We start from the raw sequence: 16144 nt of genomic DNA, 5'->3' as shown, positions 1-16144 counted from the left end.
TTGCGCTAGCCGACAATCTGGAAGCCTTCGTCGACGAGGCGCTCCTTGATCGCATCGATCTGGGCCTGGTCGCGGGTCTCCATGCCGACACGCAGGGTGCAGGCAGAGATCGGCAGGTCCGGATCGGACAGGTCGTAGTCGACCGAGACCACATTTGCGCCGAGCGAGGCGATGATGCGGGAGACCTGCTCGAGCTGGCCCGGCTTGTCCGTGAGCTTGATTGCAAGCGTCGCCTTCCTGCCGCTCATGGCAAGGCCGCGGTTGATGACGCGGGACAGGATGTTCACGTCGATGTTGCCGCCAGAGATGACGCAGACGGTGCGCTTGCCCTGAAGCGGCAGCTTGCCGAACATGGCAGCAGCCACAGGAGCAGCTCCTGCGCCTTCGCTCACGAGCTTCTGGCGCTCCATGAGGTTCAAGATTGCGGCTGCAATCTCGTCGTCTGAGACCGTGACCATATCGTCCACGTACTTCTGCGCCATCTTGAACGTGAGGTCGCCCGGGTTCTTGACGGCGATGCCGTCGGCGAACGTGACCGCCGTATCGGATGCTCCCCACTTGCCTGCATGGAAGGCATCGACCATGGCAGAGGCGCCCTTGGCCTGGACGCCGTAGACCTTGCACGACGGCTTCAGGTTCTTGACGGCACAGGCGACGCCGGAGATGAGGCCGCCGCCACCGACCGGCACGATCACGGCATCCACATCGTCGAGCGTATCCATGATCTCGAGGCCGATCGTGCCCTGGCCAGCGATGACATCCTCGTCGTCGTAGGGATGGATGAACGTGGCGCCCGTCTCCTCCTGGAGACGTACTGCCTCGTCGTGGGCATCGTCGTAGGTGCCAGGGACGAGCCTCACCTCGGCACCGAGGCGGCGGGTGTTCTCGACCTTCATGATCGGCGCGCCGTCAGGCATGCAGACGATGCTCTTGACGCCCATGTGGGTGGCAGCCAGGGCCACGCCCTGGGCATGGTTTCCGGCAGAGCAGGCGATGATGCCCTTGTCGAGCGCCTCCTTCGGGAGCTGCGAGATCTTGTAGTAGGCACCCCTCAGCTTGAAGGAGCCGGTGACCTGGAGGTTCTCTGTCTTGAGATAGAGCTCGTCGAGTCCCGGCACAAGCTGCGGAGCAGCGATGAGGTCGGTCTTTCTGGCAACGCCCTTGAGGACATAGGCTGCGTGGTAGATCTTGTCGAGCGATAGCATGGGCATCTCCTTAGATGGCGAGGAAGTTCGTGATGTGCTGGCCTGCCGGAACCATCGGGCGGACCATCTCGTCGGGATCGAGGACGCAGTCGATGACCGCACCGGTGCCGCCATCGAGGGCTTTCTGGAGCGCGTCTTCGAGCTCCGTGACCGTGCTCACGCGCCAGCCGGGAAGGCGGTAGGCCTCGGCGAGCTTCACCCAGTCAGGTCCTCTGTCGAGCGTCGTCTCGGAGTAGTGCTGGTCATAGATCAGCGTCTGCCACTGATGGACCATGCCGAGGACGGTGTTGTCGAAGACGACCGAGATGATCGGCAGGTGGTAGTGCTCGACAGTTGCAAGCTCGATGCAGTTCATGCGGAACGAGCCATCGCCCGTGATATGCACGACGCGCTTGTCGGGGTTGCCAACCTGGGCACCGATGGCAGCGCCGAGGCCGAACCCCATGGCACCGAAGCCGCCCGATGTGATGAGCTGTCCGGGATAGGAGTAGTGCATATGCTGGATGGCCCACATCTGGTGCTGGCCCACGTCCGTGGCGACCATCGTGTCTTCGGGGCACAGGCGCGCAATCGTGTCGTCGATCTGCTTCGGCGTCAGGTGGTCTCCGCCCTCTTCGTACTGGGTCTCCGTCGGGAACGAGAATACGAACTCCTTCCAGACCTTGTGGCTCTGCTGCGGGACCATCTCGTTCAGGAGCTCGAGCACGCGCTTCGCATCACCGAGCACATAGTGGTCGCAGCGCACGTTCTTGCCGATCTCCGTCGAGTCGATGTCGACCTGGACGATCTTGGCCTGGCTTGCAAAGGAGGAAGGCTGGAGTGCCACACGGTCGGAGAAGCGGCAGCCCACGGCAATCAGGAGGTCGCAGTTGTCGACGGCCATGTTCGAGGCCTGAGATCCATGCATGCCGATCATGCCGGTCGAGAGCGGATCGTTTCCGACAAAGCCGCCGCCACCCATCACGGTGATGGCGACAGGAGAATCGATCCTGTTCGCGAACTCGTTGAACTCCTTGTTCGCGCGTCCGCGCACGACGCCGCCGCCACAGATAAGAAGCGGACGCTCCGCTTCCTCGACCATCTGCGCCAGGCGCTCGACCGCAGCCGTCTCAGGCTCGCGGGTCTCGATGCCGCCCATGAGACGCTTCGAGAGCTGGTTCGGGAACTCGAAGATGCGATGCTCCTCGACCGGCACATACTCGTAGTCGCACTTCGCCTGCGTGACATCCTTCGTGATATCGATGAGGACCGGACCCGGACGTCCCGTGCGGGCAATCAGGAAGGCCTGGCGCACGACATCTGCGAGCTCATGGACATCCTTCACGACACGGTTCCACTCCGTGATCGGCTTCGTTATGCCCGTGATATCGACTTCCTGGAAGGAGTCCTTGCCGAGAAGCTTGGACGAGACGTTGCAGGTGATAGCAACGATAGGAGAAGAGTCCATATAGGCCGTGGCGATGCCGGTCGTGAAGTTCGTGCAGCCGGGGCCCGACGTCGCGAAGCACACGCCGACCTTGCCGGTCGCACGGGCATAGCCGTCAGCGGCATGCACGGCACCCTGCTCGTGGCTCACGAGATAGTGGTGAATCTCGGGCGTCTGGTACAAGACGTCGTAGACGTCGAGAATCGTTCCTCCGGGATATCCGAAGACGGTATCGCATCCCTGCTCCTTGAGACACTCGATGAGTATCTGGGCACCTGTGAGCTCCATGCATCCTCCCCCTATGGCGGCAATCCTTGATTGAAGGATATGCCTCGAGCTGCCTTATGGCAGCGGCCTGTCCTGCAGACGGTGGGTCCCTCGTGCGAGGGGCACTCCGTGTGCAGGACGCCCGGATACGGGATGCATCCGGGCGTCCAGCCGAAATCAGGTGCCGGAACTAGTTGTTGAGGAGCTTGTCCTCGTCGTTCCAGGCGTAGAGAGCACGGATCTCCTTGCCCGTCTTCTCCATCAGGGTCTCGGCCTGCTGGCGGCGCATGGCCTTGAAGTGGACCTGGTGGGACTCATCGGACATGTCGAGCAGGAACTCCTTGGCGAACTCGCCGTTCTGGATGCGCTTCAGGTTGTAGCGCATGCCCTCCTTGGCAGCCTCGGTGATCACGTGCGGGCCGGCGGTGTAGTCGCCGTACTCAGCGGTGTTGGAGATCGAGGAACGCATGCCAGAGAAGCCGCTCTCGTAGATCAGGTCGACGATGAGCTTCATCTCGTGGATGCACTCGAAGTAGGCATTGCGCGGATCGTAGCCAGCCTCGACGAGCGTGTTGAAGCCTGCCTCCATGAGGTCGGTCACGCCGCCGCAGAGGACGTTCTGCTCGCCGAAGAGGTCGGTCTCGGTCTCGGTCCTGAAGTCGGTCTCGAGCAGTGCTGCACGGGCTCCGCCGATGGCTGCGCCGTAGGCAAGGGCGATATCGAAGGCGTCGCCGGTGGCATCCTGGTGTGCGCAGACGAGGCAGGGCGTGCCCTTGCCCTCGAGGTAGGTGGAACGCACGGTGTGGCCCGGAGCCTTCGGGGCGACCATGATGACGTTGCAGTCAGGACGCACCTCGATGCAGCCGTAGTGGATGTTGAAGCCATGGGCGAAGGCGATCGTCTTGCCCGGCGCCAGGTTCGGCTCGATGTCCTTCTTGTACATGGATGCCTGATACTCATCGTTGATGAGGATCATGATGATGTCAGCCCACTTGGCTGCCTCGGCAGTGGTCAGGACCTCCAGGCCCTGCTTCTCCGCCCTGGCCTTGGACTTGGAGCCCTCATAGAGGCCCACCTTCACGTCCACGCCGGAATCCTTGAGGTTCAGTGCGTGTGCGTGGCCCTGGGAGCCGTAGCCGATGATGGCGACCTTCTTGCCATCCAGCTTGCTCATGTCGCAGTCCTGCTCGTGGTACATCTTGAACGCCATGTCCAATCCCCTTTCAATCCTGGTTTGGGTCCGTTCAATATAGCTGCCTGCCTTCATCCGGGAGGCTGGCTGGGCTATCCGTTAACTACCTGTTAGCACGCGGCAACCGATGCATGTTCGTTCGTTTTCCACCGGCTTTCAGGTCTCGAGAGTTCCTATAGATTCGCGTTCTCCCGCATCACGGAGGAGCCCCGCTCGAGCGATATGACGCCTGTGCGGCACACCTCCAGGATCTCGAAATCACGCATGAGGTCGATGAAGTTGTCTATGCGCCGGGTGCCCCCGGCAATGCGGAACACGATGGAATCGCGGGTGTAGTCGACGATCTTGGCACGGAATGCCTCGCCGGCATCGAGCACCTGCTGGCGGGTCGCATTGTCGTTTGCGACCTTCAGAAGCAGAAGCTCGCAGCTGATGGAATCCTCCGGGTCGAACTCCTTGAAGGAGACGACATCGGGGAGCTTCGCGAGCTGGGCGACAAGCTGGCGCTTGGCCCTGTCCTCGCCCTCGAACTGCACGGTGATGCGGGAAAGATCTTCTGTCTCGGTCTCGGAGACCGTGAGGCAGGTGATGTTGAACTGGCGGCGGCGGAACATGCTCGTGACACGGTTGAGCACGCCGTACTCGTTGCGCACCATGATGGCAATGCTGTAGGTCTTCATGATGCTATCGCCCCATCCTCTGCTTCACGTCGTCCATGTTCACGATGAGCTCGTCCATCGAGGCACCGATCTGGAGCACCGGCGTCACGAACTCGTCGATCCCTATCGGGCACTCGATGAGGACGGGTCCTGCCTCGGAGAAGGAAGCCTCGAAGGCACGGGAGAAGTCCTCAAGGGTCTCCGTGCGCGTTGCCTTGGCACCCATGCCGCGGGCAATGGCGCAGAAGTCTGCTCCCTTGTGGGAAAGCGTCGTCTCGGAGTAGCGCTGGTGCCTGAAGAGCGACTGCATCTGTCGCACCATGCCCAAGGTCCCGTTGTTCAGGAGCACGACCGTGACCGGAATGTCATGGTCGGCGGCCGTGATGGTCTCCGCCATGTCCATCGCAAAGGAGCCATCGCCCGTAATGAGAACCGAGCGGCACCCGGTGCCGAGAGCGGCGCCGATTGCGGCGCCGAAGCCGAAGCCCATGGTCCCCAGGCCTCCTGAGGTGATGAACTCCCGGGGATGCACGAACGTGAGGTACTGCGCGGCCCACATCTGATGCTGCCCCACGTCGGTCACGACGGCAGACTCGTGCGGACGGATCCTGTCGATAGCAATCATGAGGTTCTTCGGGGTCATGCCGTCACGGTAGTCGTCGTAGCCCTTCTCCTCTGCCCTGAGCTCGCGCACATGGCGCCCCCACGCCTCGTGCGTGTTGGGCTCGATGAGCGGCAGGAGCGCACGCAAGGTCTCCTCCACATCCCCCAGAAGCTCGACCTTGTCGTCCAGGGTCTTCGAGAGCTCCGAGGAGTCGATATCGATGCGCACGACCTTGCCGGAGGGACCGAACTTCGTGCGGTCCCCCGTCGCGCGGTCGTTGAAGCGCACGCCGAGGGCGATCAGACAGTCGGAGTCATTGAGCGCTTTCGTGCTGGCAAAGTGTCCATGCATGCCCTGCATGCCGAGGAAATTGGGAGTCCTCGTCGGGATGCCGGAGACACCCATGAGCGAGCAGCCGATGGGAGCAGAGATCCTCTTGGCAAGCTCTACGACCTCATCCCCCGCTCCATCTGCGACGACGCCTCCACCAAAGTAGATGAAGGGGCGCTCGGCGCTGTTGATGGTACGAGCTGCTGCCTCGAGGTCAGCCGCATCGGGCACCATCTGCTGCGGCCTGAGCTTCACCTCGTCGTGCTCCAGAGGCTCTACGAGCTGGCGCTGGACATCGGAAGGGATGTCCACAAGGACAGGACCCTTCCTCCCGGAGCTTGCGAGCGCGAAGGCCTCGTGCACGATATGCTCGAGCCTGTCTGCCGAGCGCACGAAGTAGTTGTGCTTCGTTATGGGCAGCGTGACGCCGGTGATATCGAGCTCCTGGAAGGCGTCCGTGCCGATCATCTGGTTGCTCACGTTGCCGGTGATTGCGACAAGCGGGATGGAGTCGAGGTAGGCCGTGGCGATGCCGGTCACGAGATTCGTGGCGCCCGGACCTGACGTGGCGATAACGACACCGCAGCGTCCTGTCGCCCTGGCATAGCCATCGGCAGCATGCGTGGCATGCTGCTCGTGCGTCGTCTCGATGTGGCGGATGCGGTCGCGCCTGTCGTAGAGTGCATCATATATATCAAGCACAGTGCCGCCGGGATAGCCGAATACGGTATTCACGCCCTCCTCGATGAGCGTCTCGATGAGGAGCTCCGCTCCCGTCATCTTCTCCACGTTCTCGCCCTCCTTCCCGCTTGTCTTGCTGATATGAACTACTTGCCTTCGTTGGCGCGTGCCGTCTGGATCATGCGGTTGATCGCATTGACATAGGCCTTTGCCGAGGACACGACGATATCGTTGTCGGCGCCACGGCCCGTGTAGATCTTGCCGGACTCGGACTGGATGCGGACCGTGACCTCGCCGATCGCGTCGATGCCGCGCGTGACGGCCTTGACGACGAACTCCTGGAGGTCGCCGTGCATCGAGACGACCATGTCGATTGCCTTGTAGGCGGCATCGACCGGGCCTGTGCCCGTGGCGCAGACGACGTGCTTCTCCCCTGCTTCGTCCATGATCGTGGCCGTGGCGGTAGGCACCAGCGGGTCGCCGCAGCTCACCTGCAGTGCATCGAGCGTGTAGACAGCCTTGATGTCGCGGTCGCGCTCCTGGACCATGGACTCGAGGTCCTCGTCGTAGACTTCCTTCTTCTGGTCTGCGATCTCGAGGAAGCGCTGGTAGATGTCGTCGAACTCCTCAGGCGCAAATGTGTAGCCGAGCTCGGCGAGACGATGCTTCAGCGCTGCGTGCCCGCTCCTCGCAGAGAGGATGATCTCCGATCCTGCGGCACCCACATCCTCGGGGTTGATGATCTCGTAGGTATCGCGGGCCTTGAGCACGCCGTCCTGGTGGATGCCGGAGGAGTGCGCAAAGGCATTGGCGCCGACGATGGCCTTGTTTGCCTGGACATTCATGCCTGTGATGCGGGACACCAGGTGACTTGCACGCGTGAGCTCCTGCGTCACGATGTCCGTGTGGCCATCGAGCTCGTCGCCGTGCATCTTGAGCGCCATGACAACCTCTTCGAGGGCGGTGTTGCCGGCACGCTCGCCGAGGCCATTGATCGTGCACTCGACCTGCGTGGCGCCGTTCTTGACGCCAGCGAGCGCCAGCGCTGTTGCCATGCCCAGGTCGTTGTGCGTGTGCACGGAGATCGTGACGTTCTCGATGCCGCGGACATTGTCGGAGAGGCTCTTGATGCGAGCACCGAAGTCATCCGGCATGTTGTAGCCCGTCGTATCCGGAATGTTCACGACCGTGGCGCCGGCATCGACTGCTGCCTGGATGACACGGATCAGGAAGTCCTGGTCGGCACGGCCAGCATCCTCTGCATAGAACTCGACGTCGTCCACATACTGCTTTGCATACTTGACGCAGTGGATGGCACGCTCGATGCACTCGTCCTCCGTGATGCGGAGCTTCTCTGCGAGGTGCTGCGGCGAGACGCCGAGGCCAGTGTGGATGCGGGGGCGCTTGGCGGTCTTCAGGGCCTCTGCGGCACGGTCGATATCCTTGTCGACAGCGCGCGTGAGGCCGCATACGACGCAGTCATCGCCTGCGAGGCGGCCGATCTCCTGTACGGACTTGAAGTCGCCCGGACTCGAAATCGGGAAGCCGGCCTCGATGACATCGACATGCATGCGGATGAGCTCCTGGGCAATCACAAGCTTCTCTTCCGTGTTCATGGATGCGCCGGGGGACTGCTCGCCGTCGCGGAGGGTGGTGTCGAAGATTGCAATCTTGCGGGTCATAGGATGGCTCCTCTCGTGTGCGGATGCACATTGATACACAAAACGCCTGGCCCAGGAAACCTGGCAGGCGTCGCAGAGAGTTCTATGTAAGGGTGGTGTGTGCGAGCGCCGATGCCTAGCTTTCTAGGAAGACAGGATCTAACGCGCTGGCTGTATATGTCTATACGCCTAGCGCGCGCTCGCTAGTAGGAGTACCGCAATGGAGCTGATGGCTACGCTCTGCGCAGCTTCAGAACCAATGTATGTCTTAATTTGAGACACTCTGGATACTCCCTTGGACTTGGCACCTCCCGGTGCGTTGGTAGCAGGATGACACACTCGAAACAGCTTGGACAGGCTCTGAATCTGTTACGTAGCGAAACGGAAACAAAGCACCCAAGCAAGCTTTCAGCTACCTCTCTGACCGCTTCTTCTAAATATAGATGCAGCCGCCATCATGCCTGAAAGCTAGCCCTGCCCTGTGCGCTTCCTGAATCCGGGAGCGGTCGTGGAAGATGCGGGGCGCCACAGCGCCTTCACATTTGTCGAATGCCTTCGTTGTGGCCTTCCCCGCCTGCTTGCATACGGACCATATCTGTCTGGGTGGCATAGCGCAGGGACATCACTGCATGCAGGCACGCCTGATTTTCCAGAGCCTATCGATGGATACGCCAGCCGCTCTGGAGGCTGTCGCTCAGGCTGCTAGTTCATGCGCTTACGGCGGGCTTGCTTCAGCCAGTTGCGCTTGAAGGCACCCACGCCGCCAAAGAACTTGTCGTACGTCTCACCATCCTCGTGGACAGCATATTTAACGGCAGCAAGCTCAATGGTGCACAGGTAGTCAGCTACCTGCTCCAGCCGATAGACGCTCATGGCAGTCTTTCGACGCACGACGACATTGCGGGACAAAATGCCTCCCGCTGCTCCGTACAGAGCACGCTCCACGATGCTCTGTCCACCGTCGTAGCAGACCTTCATATCGTCGAAGGTCTGAAAGAAATCCAGGCTGTCCGACATGAAAGTTTCGATGTCGCGCTCCATGCGCCTCGAGAGGCCCTCTGGATTCGGGTACTCGCTGCGACGATAGAAAAAAGGTAGCGTAGCTAATCGGCAGGCGCTGGACCAGCACGTTGAAAGACCACAGGAGTTGTTTCCTTTGCGATGGCTCCAGGCCCTCATAGGTGCCATGACCATTCAGCAGCGGCTCTGAGCGGAAGGGAATGTTGGGAAGGCCTGCCCTAGAAAGCGCCTGCTCGTAGCGCATGACCTGCTCGCGAATATCATTCGCCTGGTCATGGAAGACAGGTGTCAGCAGGCAGTGCGAGATACTCCTCCCATATCCCCGCTTTCGTCCGCAAAGATGCTCTGCCCTCTTGCCATGAAACAGCCCCTGGAGACAGAAGAAGCCGGGGATAGGCCCCGGCACTTGGAGGCAGCGGAAACCAACCACCAAAATACCTATGCCACAGAAGAACGCTCCTGCATACCTCCATCGGTCTCGATTCTCATGGCTTGGATCTCACCATGAATTGGAACCATACCGAATTCACCATGCTGAACTCTCCTGCCGGTTTCTTCGATGTCCGAGCATAACGCATAATCAGGGATGCCCATGATGCAGATGCAGCTTGGCTACGATATAAAGACTACCCTTGTTCAACGATGGAACCCCCACCCATGCATCCCTGCAAAGGCCATTGCTCATAGCGTGCTGAAACTGGCTTCCCGACCAATCGTATGCAGCCCTCTCATTGCAAAGAAATGGTCCATGGGGAGCCATCGGAGCCTTCGTGTACCTGCTCCAAGAGAACGACAAAGCATTGTCCCTGCACACCCGCACAGCTTGCCGTTCCAGACCGTGCTGGCTTCATTCCCAGCGCGGTGCGGAACGGCCGCGTCCTGAAGCTGTCTCGCACTCTTTCTGGCATCACAGCCCCTCCATCCATGCGCTCGAGGTCTGTTCTGCCTCCGTTCCATGCACCGGAGGCATACGCACACGTCAGCGGCCTGTGCGGTGCCGCCAGATTTCTGGCAGAAATGCGACGCTATCGAACGCTTTGTGTGCTTTTGCGTCTGCCGAAAAAATCCTTTGGCCCTCCGTGCGAAAATGCTTTCCCGGGCGCAGTTTTGCTACCTGCGCCGGAGTCGCTTTTCTACATGTTGTCGACAGGTCTTCGACACTCTTTCAACAATATCTTGTATATTTCAGCGCTGCAGACCACCATGAGTTGTGGCATAGTACATCATGCAGCGCAAGAGGCTGTGGTAGCCACAGCTGATATGCACCAACGCAGACGCCTCTCGCATTGCACCCAGAAGACAGCTGCGCGAAAGGCCGGCGGGCAAGGCGCTGGCGACAACCATCAAGGAGAGCGGAAATGAAGATTATCAAGCGCAACGGATCTGAAGTTTCCTTCGATATCTCGAAGATCGAGAACGCGATCAGGGGCGCGAACCGCGAGGCAGCCGAAGACGAGCGTCTGACCGACCGCCAGATCGTCTACGCCGCCGAGAATGTGCGAGACCGCTGCGAGGCAGCAGGACACACGGTCTCGGTCGAGGAGATCCAGGACATGGTCGAGGATGAGATCATGGCACTGGACCGTTACGAGGTAGCCCGCAAGTACATCATCTACCGCTATGTCCAGTCTCTGAAGCGCCAGAAGAACACGACAGACGACAAGATCCTGTCCCTCATCGAGTGCAACAACGAGGAAGTCAAGCAGGAGAACTCGAACAAGAACCCGACTGTCGTCTCCGTCCAGCGCGACTACATGGCTGGCGAGGTCTCGAAGGACCTGGCCTGCCGCATGCTGCTTCCGCCCGATGTTGTGCGTGCCCACCAGGAAGGCATCATCCACTTCCATGACGCGGACTACTATGCGCAGCACATGCACAACTGCGACCTCGTGAACCTCGACGATATGCTCCAGAACGGTACCGTCATCTCCGGCACCCTCATCGAGAAGCCGCATTCGTTCTCGACGGCCTGCAACATCGCGACGCAGATCATCGCCCAGGTGGCCTCCTGCCAGTACGGCGGCCAGTCCATCTCCCTCTACCATCTCTCAAAGTTCGTCGATGTCTCGAGGAAGAAGATCCGCCGCCAGGTCGCAGCAGAGCTCGATGCGATCGATGCGCACCCTTCTGAGGACAAGATCCACGAGATGGTCGAGAAGCGTCTGCGCGACGAGATCGCCCGCGGCATCCAGACCATCCAGTACCAGGTCGTGACGCTGATGACGACAAACGGCCAGGCGCCGTTCATCACGGTGTTCATGTACCTCAACGAGGCACGCAACGAGCAGGAGAAGCACGACCTCGCCATGTGCATCGAGGAGATGCTGCGCCAGCGCTACCAGGGCGTGAAGAACGAGAAGGGCGTCTGGATCACGCCGGCCTTCCCGAAGCTCATCTATGTGCTCGAAGAGGACAACATCCATCCGGACGATCCCTATTTCTACCTCACGAAGCTTGCTGCCAAGTGCACGGCCAAGCGCATGGTGCCTGACTACATCTCCGAGAAGAAGATGCGCGAGTACAAGCTCTCCAAGGGCGAGACCGAGGGCCACGGCGACGTGTACACCTGCATGGGCTGCCGCTCCTTCCTGACGCCTGACCGCTCCGGCAACGGCTACGACAATGTCGCAAAGGCAAAGAACTACGAGCCGGGCAAGCCGAAGTACTACGGCCGCTTCAACCAGGGCGTCGTGACGATCAACCTGCCCGATGTCGCCCTTTCCTCCAATGGCAACATGGACGAGTTCTGGAAGATCTTCGACGAGCGCCTCGAGCTCTGCCACAAGGCCCTGCGCTGCCGCCACGATCGCCTGCTCGGCACGACGTCCGACGCAGCCCCGATCCTCTGGCAGTACGGAGCTCTTGCACGCCTCGACAAGGGCGAGAAGATCGACAAGCTCCTCTACGGCGGCTACTCCACGATCAGCCTCGGCTATGCCGGCCTCTATGAGTGCACGAAGTTCATGACCGGCCACAGCCACACCGACAAGGAGGCTACGCCCTTCGCGCTTTCCGTCATGCAGCACATGAACGACAAGTGCGCCGAGTGGAAAGCAGCCGAGAACATCGACTACTCCCTCTACGGCACGCCGCTCGAGTCCACAACCTACAAGTTCGCGAAGTGCCTCCAGCGCCGCTTCGGCATCATCCCGGGCATCACGGACAAGAACTACATCACGAACTCCTACCACGTCCATGTGACCGAGAAGATCGACGCCTTCACGAAGCTCAAGTTCGAGAGCGAGTTCCAGCGCCTCTCCCCCGGTGGCGCCATCTCCTACGTCGAGGTCCCGAACATGCAGGACAACCTCGAGGCAGTCGTGCGTGTCATGCAGTTCATCTATGAGAATATCATGTACGCAGAGCTCAACACGAAGTCCGACTACTGCCAGGTCTGCGGCTACGACGGCGAGATCAAGATCGTCGAGGACGACGGCAAGCTCGTCTGGGAGTGCCCGAACTGCGGCAACCGCGACCAGAACAAGCTCAATGTCGCCAGGCGCACCTGCGGCTACATCGGCACCCAGTTCTGGAACCAGGGCCGCACGCAGGAGATCAAGGACCGCGTCCTGCACCTGTAAGAGCCGTCTGCATACTGCAAGCGGGGATGGGCCGGAAGGCCTGTCCCCGCTCTTTTTGTGCTCTGCCATCTGTACGCGTTCCTGTCGGCAGAGCCTGCTAAGGTTGAGACCATAAGAAAGTCCAGAGAAGAGGCTGGCGGATGAACTACTCCGAGATCAAATACTGCGACATCGCGAACGGTGCCGGTGTCAGGACGACGCTTTTCGTCTCAGGATGCAGGAGGCACTGCCCGTTCTGCTTCAATGAGGTTGCCTGGAAGTTCACAGCCGGAAAGCCTTTCACGAAAGACGTCGAGGATGCCATCATCGAGAGCATGGAGCCCTTCTATGTGGATGGCCTCTCGGTCTTGGGCGGCGAGCCGATGGAGCCCGAGAACCAGCGCGGCCTTGTGGACTTCCTCGAGCGTGTGAAGAAGACCTATCCGGAAAAGCCGATCTGGCTCTACTCCGGCTTCACCTATGAGGAGCTTGCAGGCACAGAGCCCGTGCATGCTCCCTATATGGAGTCTCCCCGCACCGAGGTCACAGACCGAATTCTCCAGACCCTCTCCGTCCTGGTAGATGGCCCTTTTGTCCAGGACTTGAAGGACATCTCGCTCCGCTTCCGCGGCTCCTCGAACCAGCGCCTCCTCGATATGCCGAAGACGCTTGAGTCGGGCACGCCGACCATCTGGCACGACGACCCCATCTTCGAGACCCATACGATGTAGGGCACAGAGCAGCACGCACACCAAGAGGGCGCCCGCAGGCGCCCTCTTCTTCTATCTCGAAACAGTCCTGCCCTGGAGCTTGGGGTTCGCGCCATAGATCTCATGAAGGCCCCGGAGCGTGAGCGTCGCATCGGCCGCGACCTTGTGGCGCATATGTGCGGCAAGCTCTTCTGCCTGGCTTCCCGTGACAGCGACCGGAGCCGCGCTTCCCAGCTCTTCGAAGACAAGATCGATGAGGCCGTCGACCTTCGCAAGCTCTCCCAGGACGAGGCCTGAGCGCATCGCATCTGCGGTCGTCGTGCCGATGGCATGTGCCGGTACCGAGAGCTCGATCTCAGGCAGGCGTGCAGCTGACTCGCGCAGGGCCTTTGCCCCAAGCGAAAGCCCCGGCGCTATGATGCCGCCCAAGAAGGCGCCATCTTTTCCTACCGCCTCGATGTTCAGGGTCGTGCCGAAGTCCACGGCGACAGATGGCGCTCCGTAGCGCGTGCGCACAGCGACGGCATCTGCCAGGCGATCGGGACCAATCTCTGCCGGATCCTTGTAGGCAAGGCGCATGCCGCTTCTGATGCCCGGCCCCACGACGAGGGGACGCAGGCCCGAAGAAGCGCCCAGACCTTCGCGCCAGGCTTCTGCAAGGCAGGGAACGACACAGGAAAGAACCGTGCCGAAGCTGTGAGGCACCTCGATGCCTGCATCCTCTGCCATGAGCTTCAAGGCTTCCCGCACGCTGAGCCTGACTTCATCTGCCGTGAGATGGGCTGCCGTCGTGAGCGTGAAGGACGAGAGCGGCTCCGCATCTGCTGTGACACCCGCTGCAAACAGGCCGAAGGAGGTCTCTGTATTGCCGACGTCGACTGTCAGGACAGCGAGGGGATCTTGTACCTGCATGGGACCTCTCCTTATTGAGACCATTTTCAGAATGCACCCGGATATCCGGGCTCCTGCCTGTATACTGTAGCCGTTCTGTCAGCGTAACCCGACTCTCCGCTGAGGGAGAGCGGATATACCTCAAGGAGCATCAATTGAAGAACGCTACGCATTCTGCCTCATGGCAGGGGCAGCTCACCCTCAGGGGTGCCCTCATCGGCTGCATCGGCTGTGTCATCATCACAGCCTCGTCCGTCTACACGGCGCTGAAGCTCGGAGCCCTTCCCTGGCCCATCGTCTTCGCGGCCGTCATCTCCCTCTTCTTCCTGAAGCTTCTGGGCCATACGACCTTGAATGAAGCGAATGTAACGCACACGATCATGAGCGCTGGCGCTATGGTCGCAGGTGGCCTTGCCTTCACGATTCCCGGTGCCTGGATGCTGGGGCTGGGAGACCAGATCGGCTGGACCGAGATCTTCCTCGTCGCCCTTGCCGGCACCATCCTGGGCCTCATCTCCACTGCGCTCATCCATCGCCACTTCATCGTCGATGCCGCGCTCGAATTCCCGACCGGCACCGCTGCCGCAGAGACGCTGCGCGCGACCGAGGCGGGGGGTGCCACGGGACGCGAGCTCTTCTGCTCGATGGGTGTGGCCGGCCTCTGGAGCGTCCTGCGCGACGGCGTGGGCGCCCTGCCCACGATGCTCGCTGCACTTCCCATTCCCGGCATCACCTTCGGCATATACAACTCGCCGATGATGCTCTCCGTCGGCTTCCTCGTCGGCTGGGTGCCGGTCCTCTTCTGGTTTGCAGGAGCCCTCTTCTCGAACTTCGGCCTCATCGTCGGCGGCTCTGCAGCAGGACTCTGGGATATCGCCACGGCCCGGGGCATCGTCTCCTCCCTCGGCATGGGCCTCATGATGGGCTCTGGCACAGCGACCGTCGTGAAGGACATCCTGCCCGAAGCGAAGACGATTGTCTCAGGACTCAGGCATGAAGCCACCGAGGAGAAGGACTCCCCCTATTCGCTTGCGACAGGGTCTCTCCGCCTCGATGCGGGCATCTTCGGCATCGCCGCGGCCGCCGTGGCACTCCTTGTCTGCTTTGCTCTCGGCTTGGGCCCTCTTCCCGCCATCGTCGTCGTGCTCTTTGCCTTCGTCGCAACGATCATGAGTGCACAGTCATGCGGCCAGACCGGCATCGACCCGATGGAGATCTTCGGCCTCATGGCCCTTCTCGCCGTCGCTGCCCTCTCCGGCGTGGCCCAGGTGAAGCTCTTCTTCGTGGCCGGCATCGTCGCTGTCGCCTGCGGCCTTGCAGGAGACGTCATGAATGATTTCAAGGCTGGCGCCATCCTCGGCACCGATCCGAGGGCCCAATGGCTGGGGCAGGCTCTGGGCGGCATCATCGGTGCCATCGTCGCTGCAGCCGTGATGGTCGCGCTCGTCTCTGCCTATGGGCCTGATGCCTTCGGCCCTGGCAAGGAATTCGTCTCTGCCCAGGCATCGGTCGTTGCGACCATGGTGTCAGGAATCCCGAGCCTGCCTGCCTTCTGGGTGGGGCTCATTTCCGGTATCGCGCTCTACTGGGCAGGCCTTCCTGCCATGCTCATAGGGCTTGGCGTGTATCTTCCCTTCTACATGAGCTTCACGGCCTTCCTCGGCGCTCTCGCGAAGCAGGTCTACGACCGTATCCAGCGTGCCCGCAGGAAGGGCATGCCTGAAGCAGAAGCTCAGGAGGCCCAGAAGGAGGCAGATGAGGCAGGACTTGTCGTTGCCTCGGGCGTCCTTGGTGGCGAGTCCATCGTCGGTGTCATCATCGCCTTCATCGCCGTTGCCGCAGGCCTTGCCGGCTAGGGCAATCGGCACACGCACCATGCAGGAAGCCCCGAAGCGCATATGCTCCGGGGCTTCCTTCTGTATAGCTTGCTTCCAATGG

Annotated in this window: 11 protein-coding genes; 3 read left to right on the top strand and 8 right to left on the bottom strand. The window is 61.0% G+C overall.

Annotation, left to right across the window (positions count from 1 at the left end; translation table 11 throughout):
* Positions 1-5: 5 nt before the first annotated feature.
* The 7 genes from ilvA to ABVS03_RS01595 form a co-directional block, all read right to left on the bottom strand.
* Positions 6-1205 carry a threonine ammonia-lyase gene (ilvA, locus tag ABVS03_RS01625; protein WP_330971318.1) on the bottom strand — a complete coding sequence of 400 codons (1200 nt, stop codon included), beginning with the start codon at positions 1203-1205 and terminating at the stop codon, positions 6-8.
* Positions 1206-1215: 10 nt separating this feature from the next.
* Positions 1216-2919: a biosynthetic-type acetolactate synthase large subunit gene (gene ilvB, locus ABVS03_RS01620; RefSeq protein WP_368017754.1), complete on the bottom strand. Its 1704-nt coding sequence runs from the start codon at positions 2917-2919 to the stop codon at positions 1216-1218.
* 169 nt (positions 2920-3088) lie between these two features.
* Positions 3089-4108 (bottom strand): ketol-acid reductoisomerase, encoded by a 1020-nt coding sequence (gene ilvC / locus ABVS03_RS01615; RefSeq protein ID WP_330971316.1) that lies wholly within the window; start codon positions 4106-4108, stop codon positions 3089-3091.
* 155 nt (positions 4109-4263) lie between these two features.
* Entirely contained in the window at positions 4264-4770 is a 507-nt protein-coding gene (ilvN, locus tag ABVS03_RS01610; RefSeq protein WP_330971315.1) for an acetolactate synthase small subunit, read from the bottom strand.
* A gap of 4 nt (positions 4771-4774) precedes the next feature.
* Positions 4775-6463, bottom strand: coding sequence for a biosynthetic-type acetolactate synthase large subunit (ilvB, locus tag ABVS03_RS01605; RefSeq protein WP_368017802.1), 1689 nt, complete (start codon positions 6461-6463; stop codon positions 4775-4777).
* A 47-nt stretch (positions 6464-6510) separates the two neighbouring features.
* Positions 6511-8046 (bottom strand): 2-isopropylmalate synthase, encoded by a 1536-nt coding sequence (locus ABVS03_RS01600; protein ID WP_368017753.1) that lies wholly within the window; start codon positions 8044-8046, stop codon positions 6511-6513.
* Positions 8047-8727: 681 nt separating this feature from the next.
* On the bottom strand, positions 8728-9066 hold the full coding sequence (locus tag ABVS03_RS01595; RefSeq protein WP_368017752.1) for a hypothetical protein: 339 nt from the start codon (positions 9064-9066) through the stop codon (positions 8728-8730).
* Positions 9067-10403: 1337 nt separating this feature from the next.
* Between ABVS03_RS01595 and nrdD the strand changes: the two genes are divergently transcribed.
* Positions 10404-12626, top strand: coding sequence for an anaerobic ribonucleoside-triphosphate reductase (gene nrdD, locus ABVS03_RS01590; protein WP_368017751.1), 2223 nt, complete (start codon positions 10404-10406; stop codon positions 12624-12626).
* Positions 12627-12766: 140 nt separating this feature from the next.
* Positions 12767-13336: an anaerobic ribonucleoside-triphosphate reductase activating protein gene (nrdG, locus tag ABVS03_RS01585; RefSeq protein WP_368017750.1), complete on the top strand. Its 570-nt coding sequence runs from the start codon at positions 12767-12769 to the stop codon at positions 13334-13336.
* Positions 13337-13387: 51 nt separating this feature from the next.
* On the opposite strand, the gene ABVS03_RS01580 is transcribed toward nrdG, so the two are convergent.
* The gene (locus tag ABVS03_RS01580) at positions 13388-14227 is read right to left on the bottom strand and encodes a type III pantothenate kinase (protein WP_368017749.1); all 840 of its coding nucleotides are present in this window, start codon (positions 14225-14227) and stop codon (positions 13388-13390) included.
* Positions 14228-14361: 134 nt separating this feature from the next.
* Here ABVS03_RS01580 and ABVS03_RS01575 point away from each other — a divergent pair, with 134 nt between their 5' ends.
* Positions 14362-16062 (top strand): OPT/YSL family transporter, encoded by a 1701-nt coding sequence (locus ABVS03_RS01575; protein WP_368017748.1) that lies wholly within the window; start codon positions 14362-14364, stop codon positions 16060-16062.
* The last annotated feature ends 82 nt before the right edge of the window (positions 16063-16144 follow it).

Origin of the sequence: Olsenella sp. AGMB03486, from assembly GCF_040884255.1 — a bacterium.
GTDB classification, from domain to species: Bacteria; Actinomycetota; Coriobacteriia; order Coriobacteriales; family Atopobiaceae; genus Olsenella_L; species Olsenella_L kribbiana.
The sequence above is the reverse complement of the archived record's forward strand: the minus strand, read 5'-3'. Positions and strand labels throughout refer to the sequence as shown.

Coding starts and splice junctions, on each gene's coding strand:
- ilvA (WP_330971318.1), bottom strand. CDS start 1,205: ATGCTATCGCTCGACAAGATCTACCACGCAGCCTATGTCCTCAAGGGC.
- ilvB (WP_368017754.1), bottom strand. CDS start 2,919: ATGGAGCTCACAGGTGCCCAGATACTCATCGAGTGTCTCAAGGAGCAG.
- ilvC (WP_330971316.1), bottom strand. CDS start 4,108: ATGGCGTTCAAGATGTACCACGAGCAGGACTGCGACATGAGCAAGCTG.
- ilvN (WP_330971315.1), bottom strand. CDS start 4,770: ATGAAGACCTACAGCATTGCCATCATGGTGCGCAACGAGTACGGCGTG.
- ilvB (WP_368017802.1), bottom strand. CDS start 6,463: ATGACGGGAGCGGAGCTCCTCATCGAGACGCTCATCGAGGAGGGCGTG.
- ABVS03_RS01600 (WP_368017753.1), bottom strand. CDS start 8,046: ATGACCCGCAAGATTGCAATCTTCGACACCACCCTCCGCGACGGCGAG.
- ABVS03_RS01595 (WP_368017752.1), bottom strand. CDS start 9,066: ATGGAGCGCGACATCGAAACTTTCATGTCGGACAGCCTGGATTTCTTT.
- nrdD (WP_368017751.1), top strand. CDS start 10,404: ATGAAGATTATCAAGCGCAACGGATCTGAAGTTTCCTTCGATATCTCG.
- nrdG (WP_368017750.1), top strand. CDS start 12,767: ATGAACTACTCCGAGATCAAATACTGCGACATCGCGAACGGTGCCGGT.
- ABVS03_RS01580 (WP_368017749.1), bottom strand. CDS start 14,227: ATGCAGGTACAAGATCCCCTCGCTGTCCTGACAGTCGACGTCGGCAAT.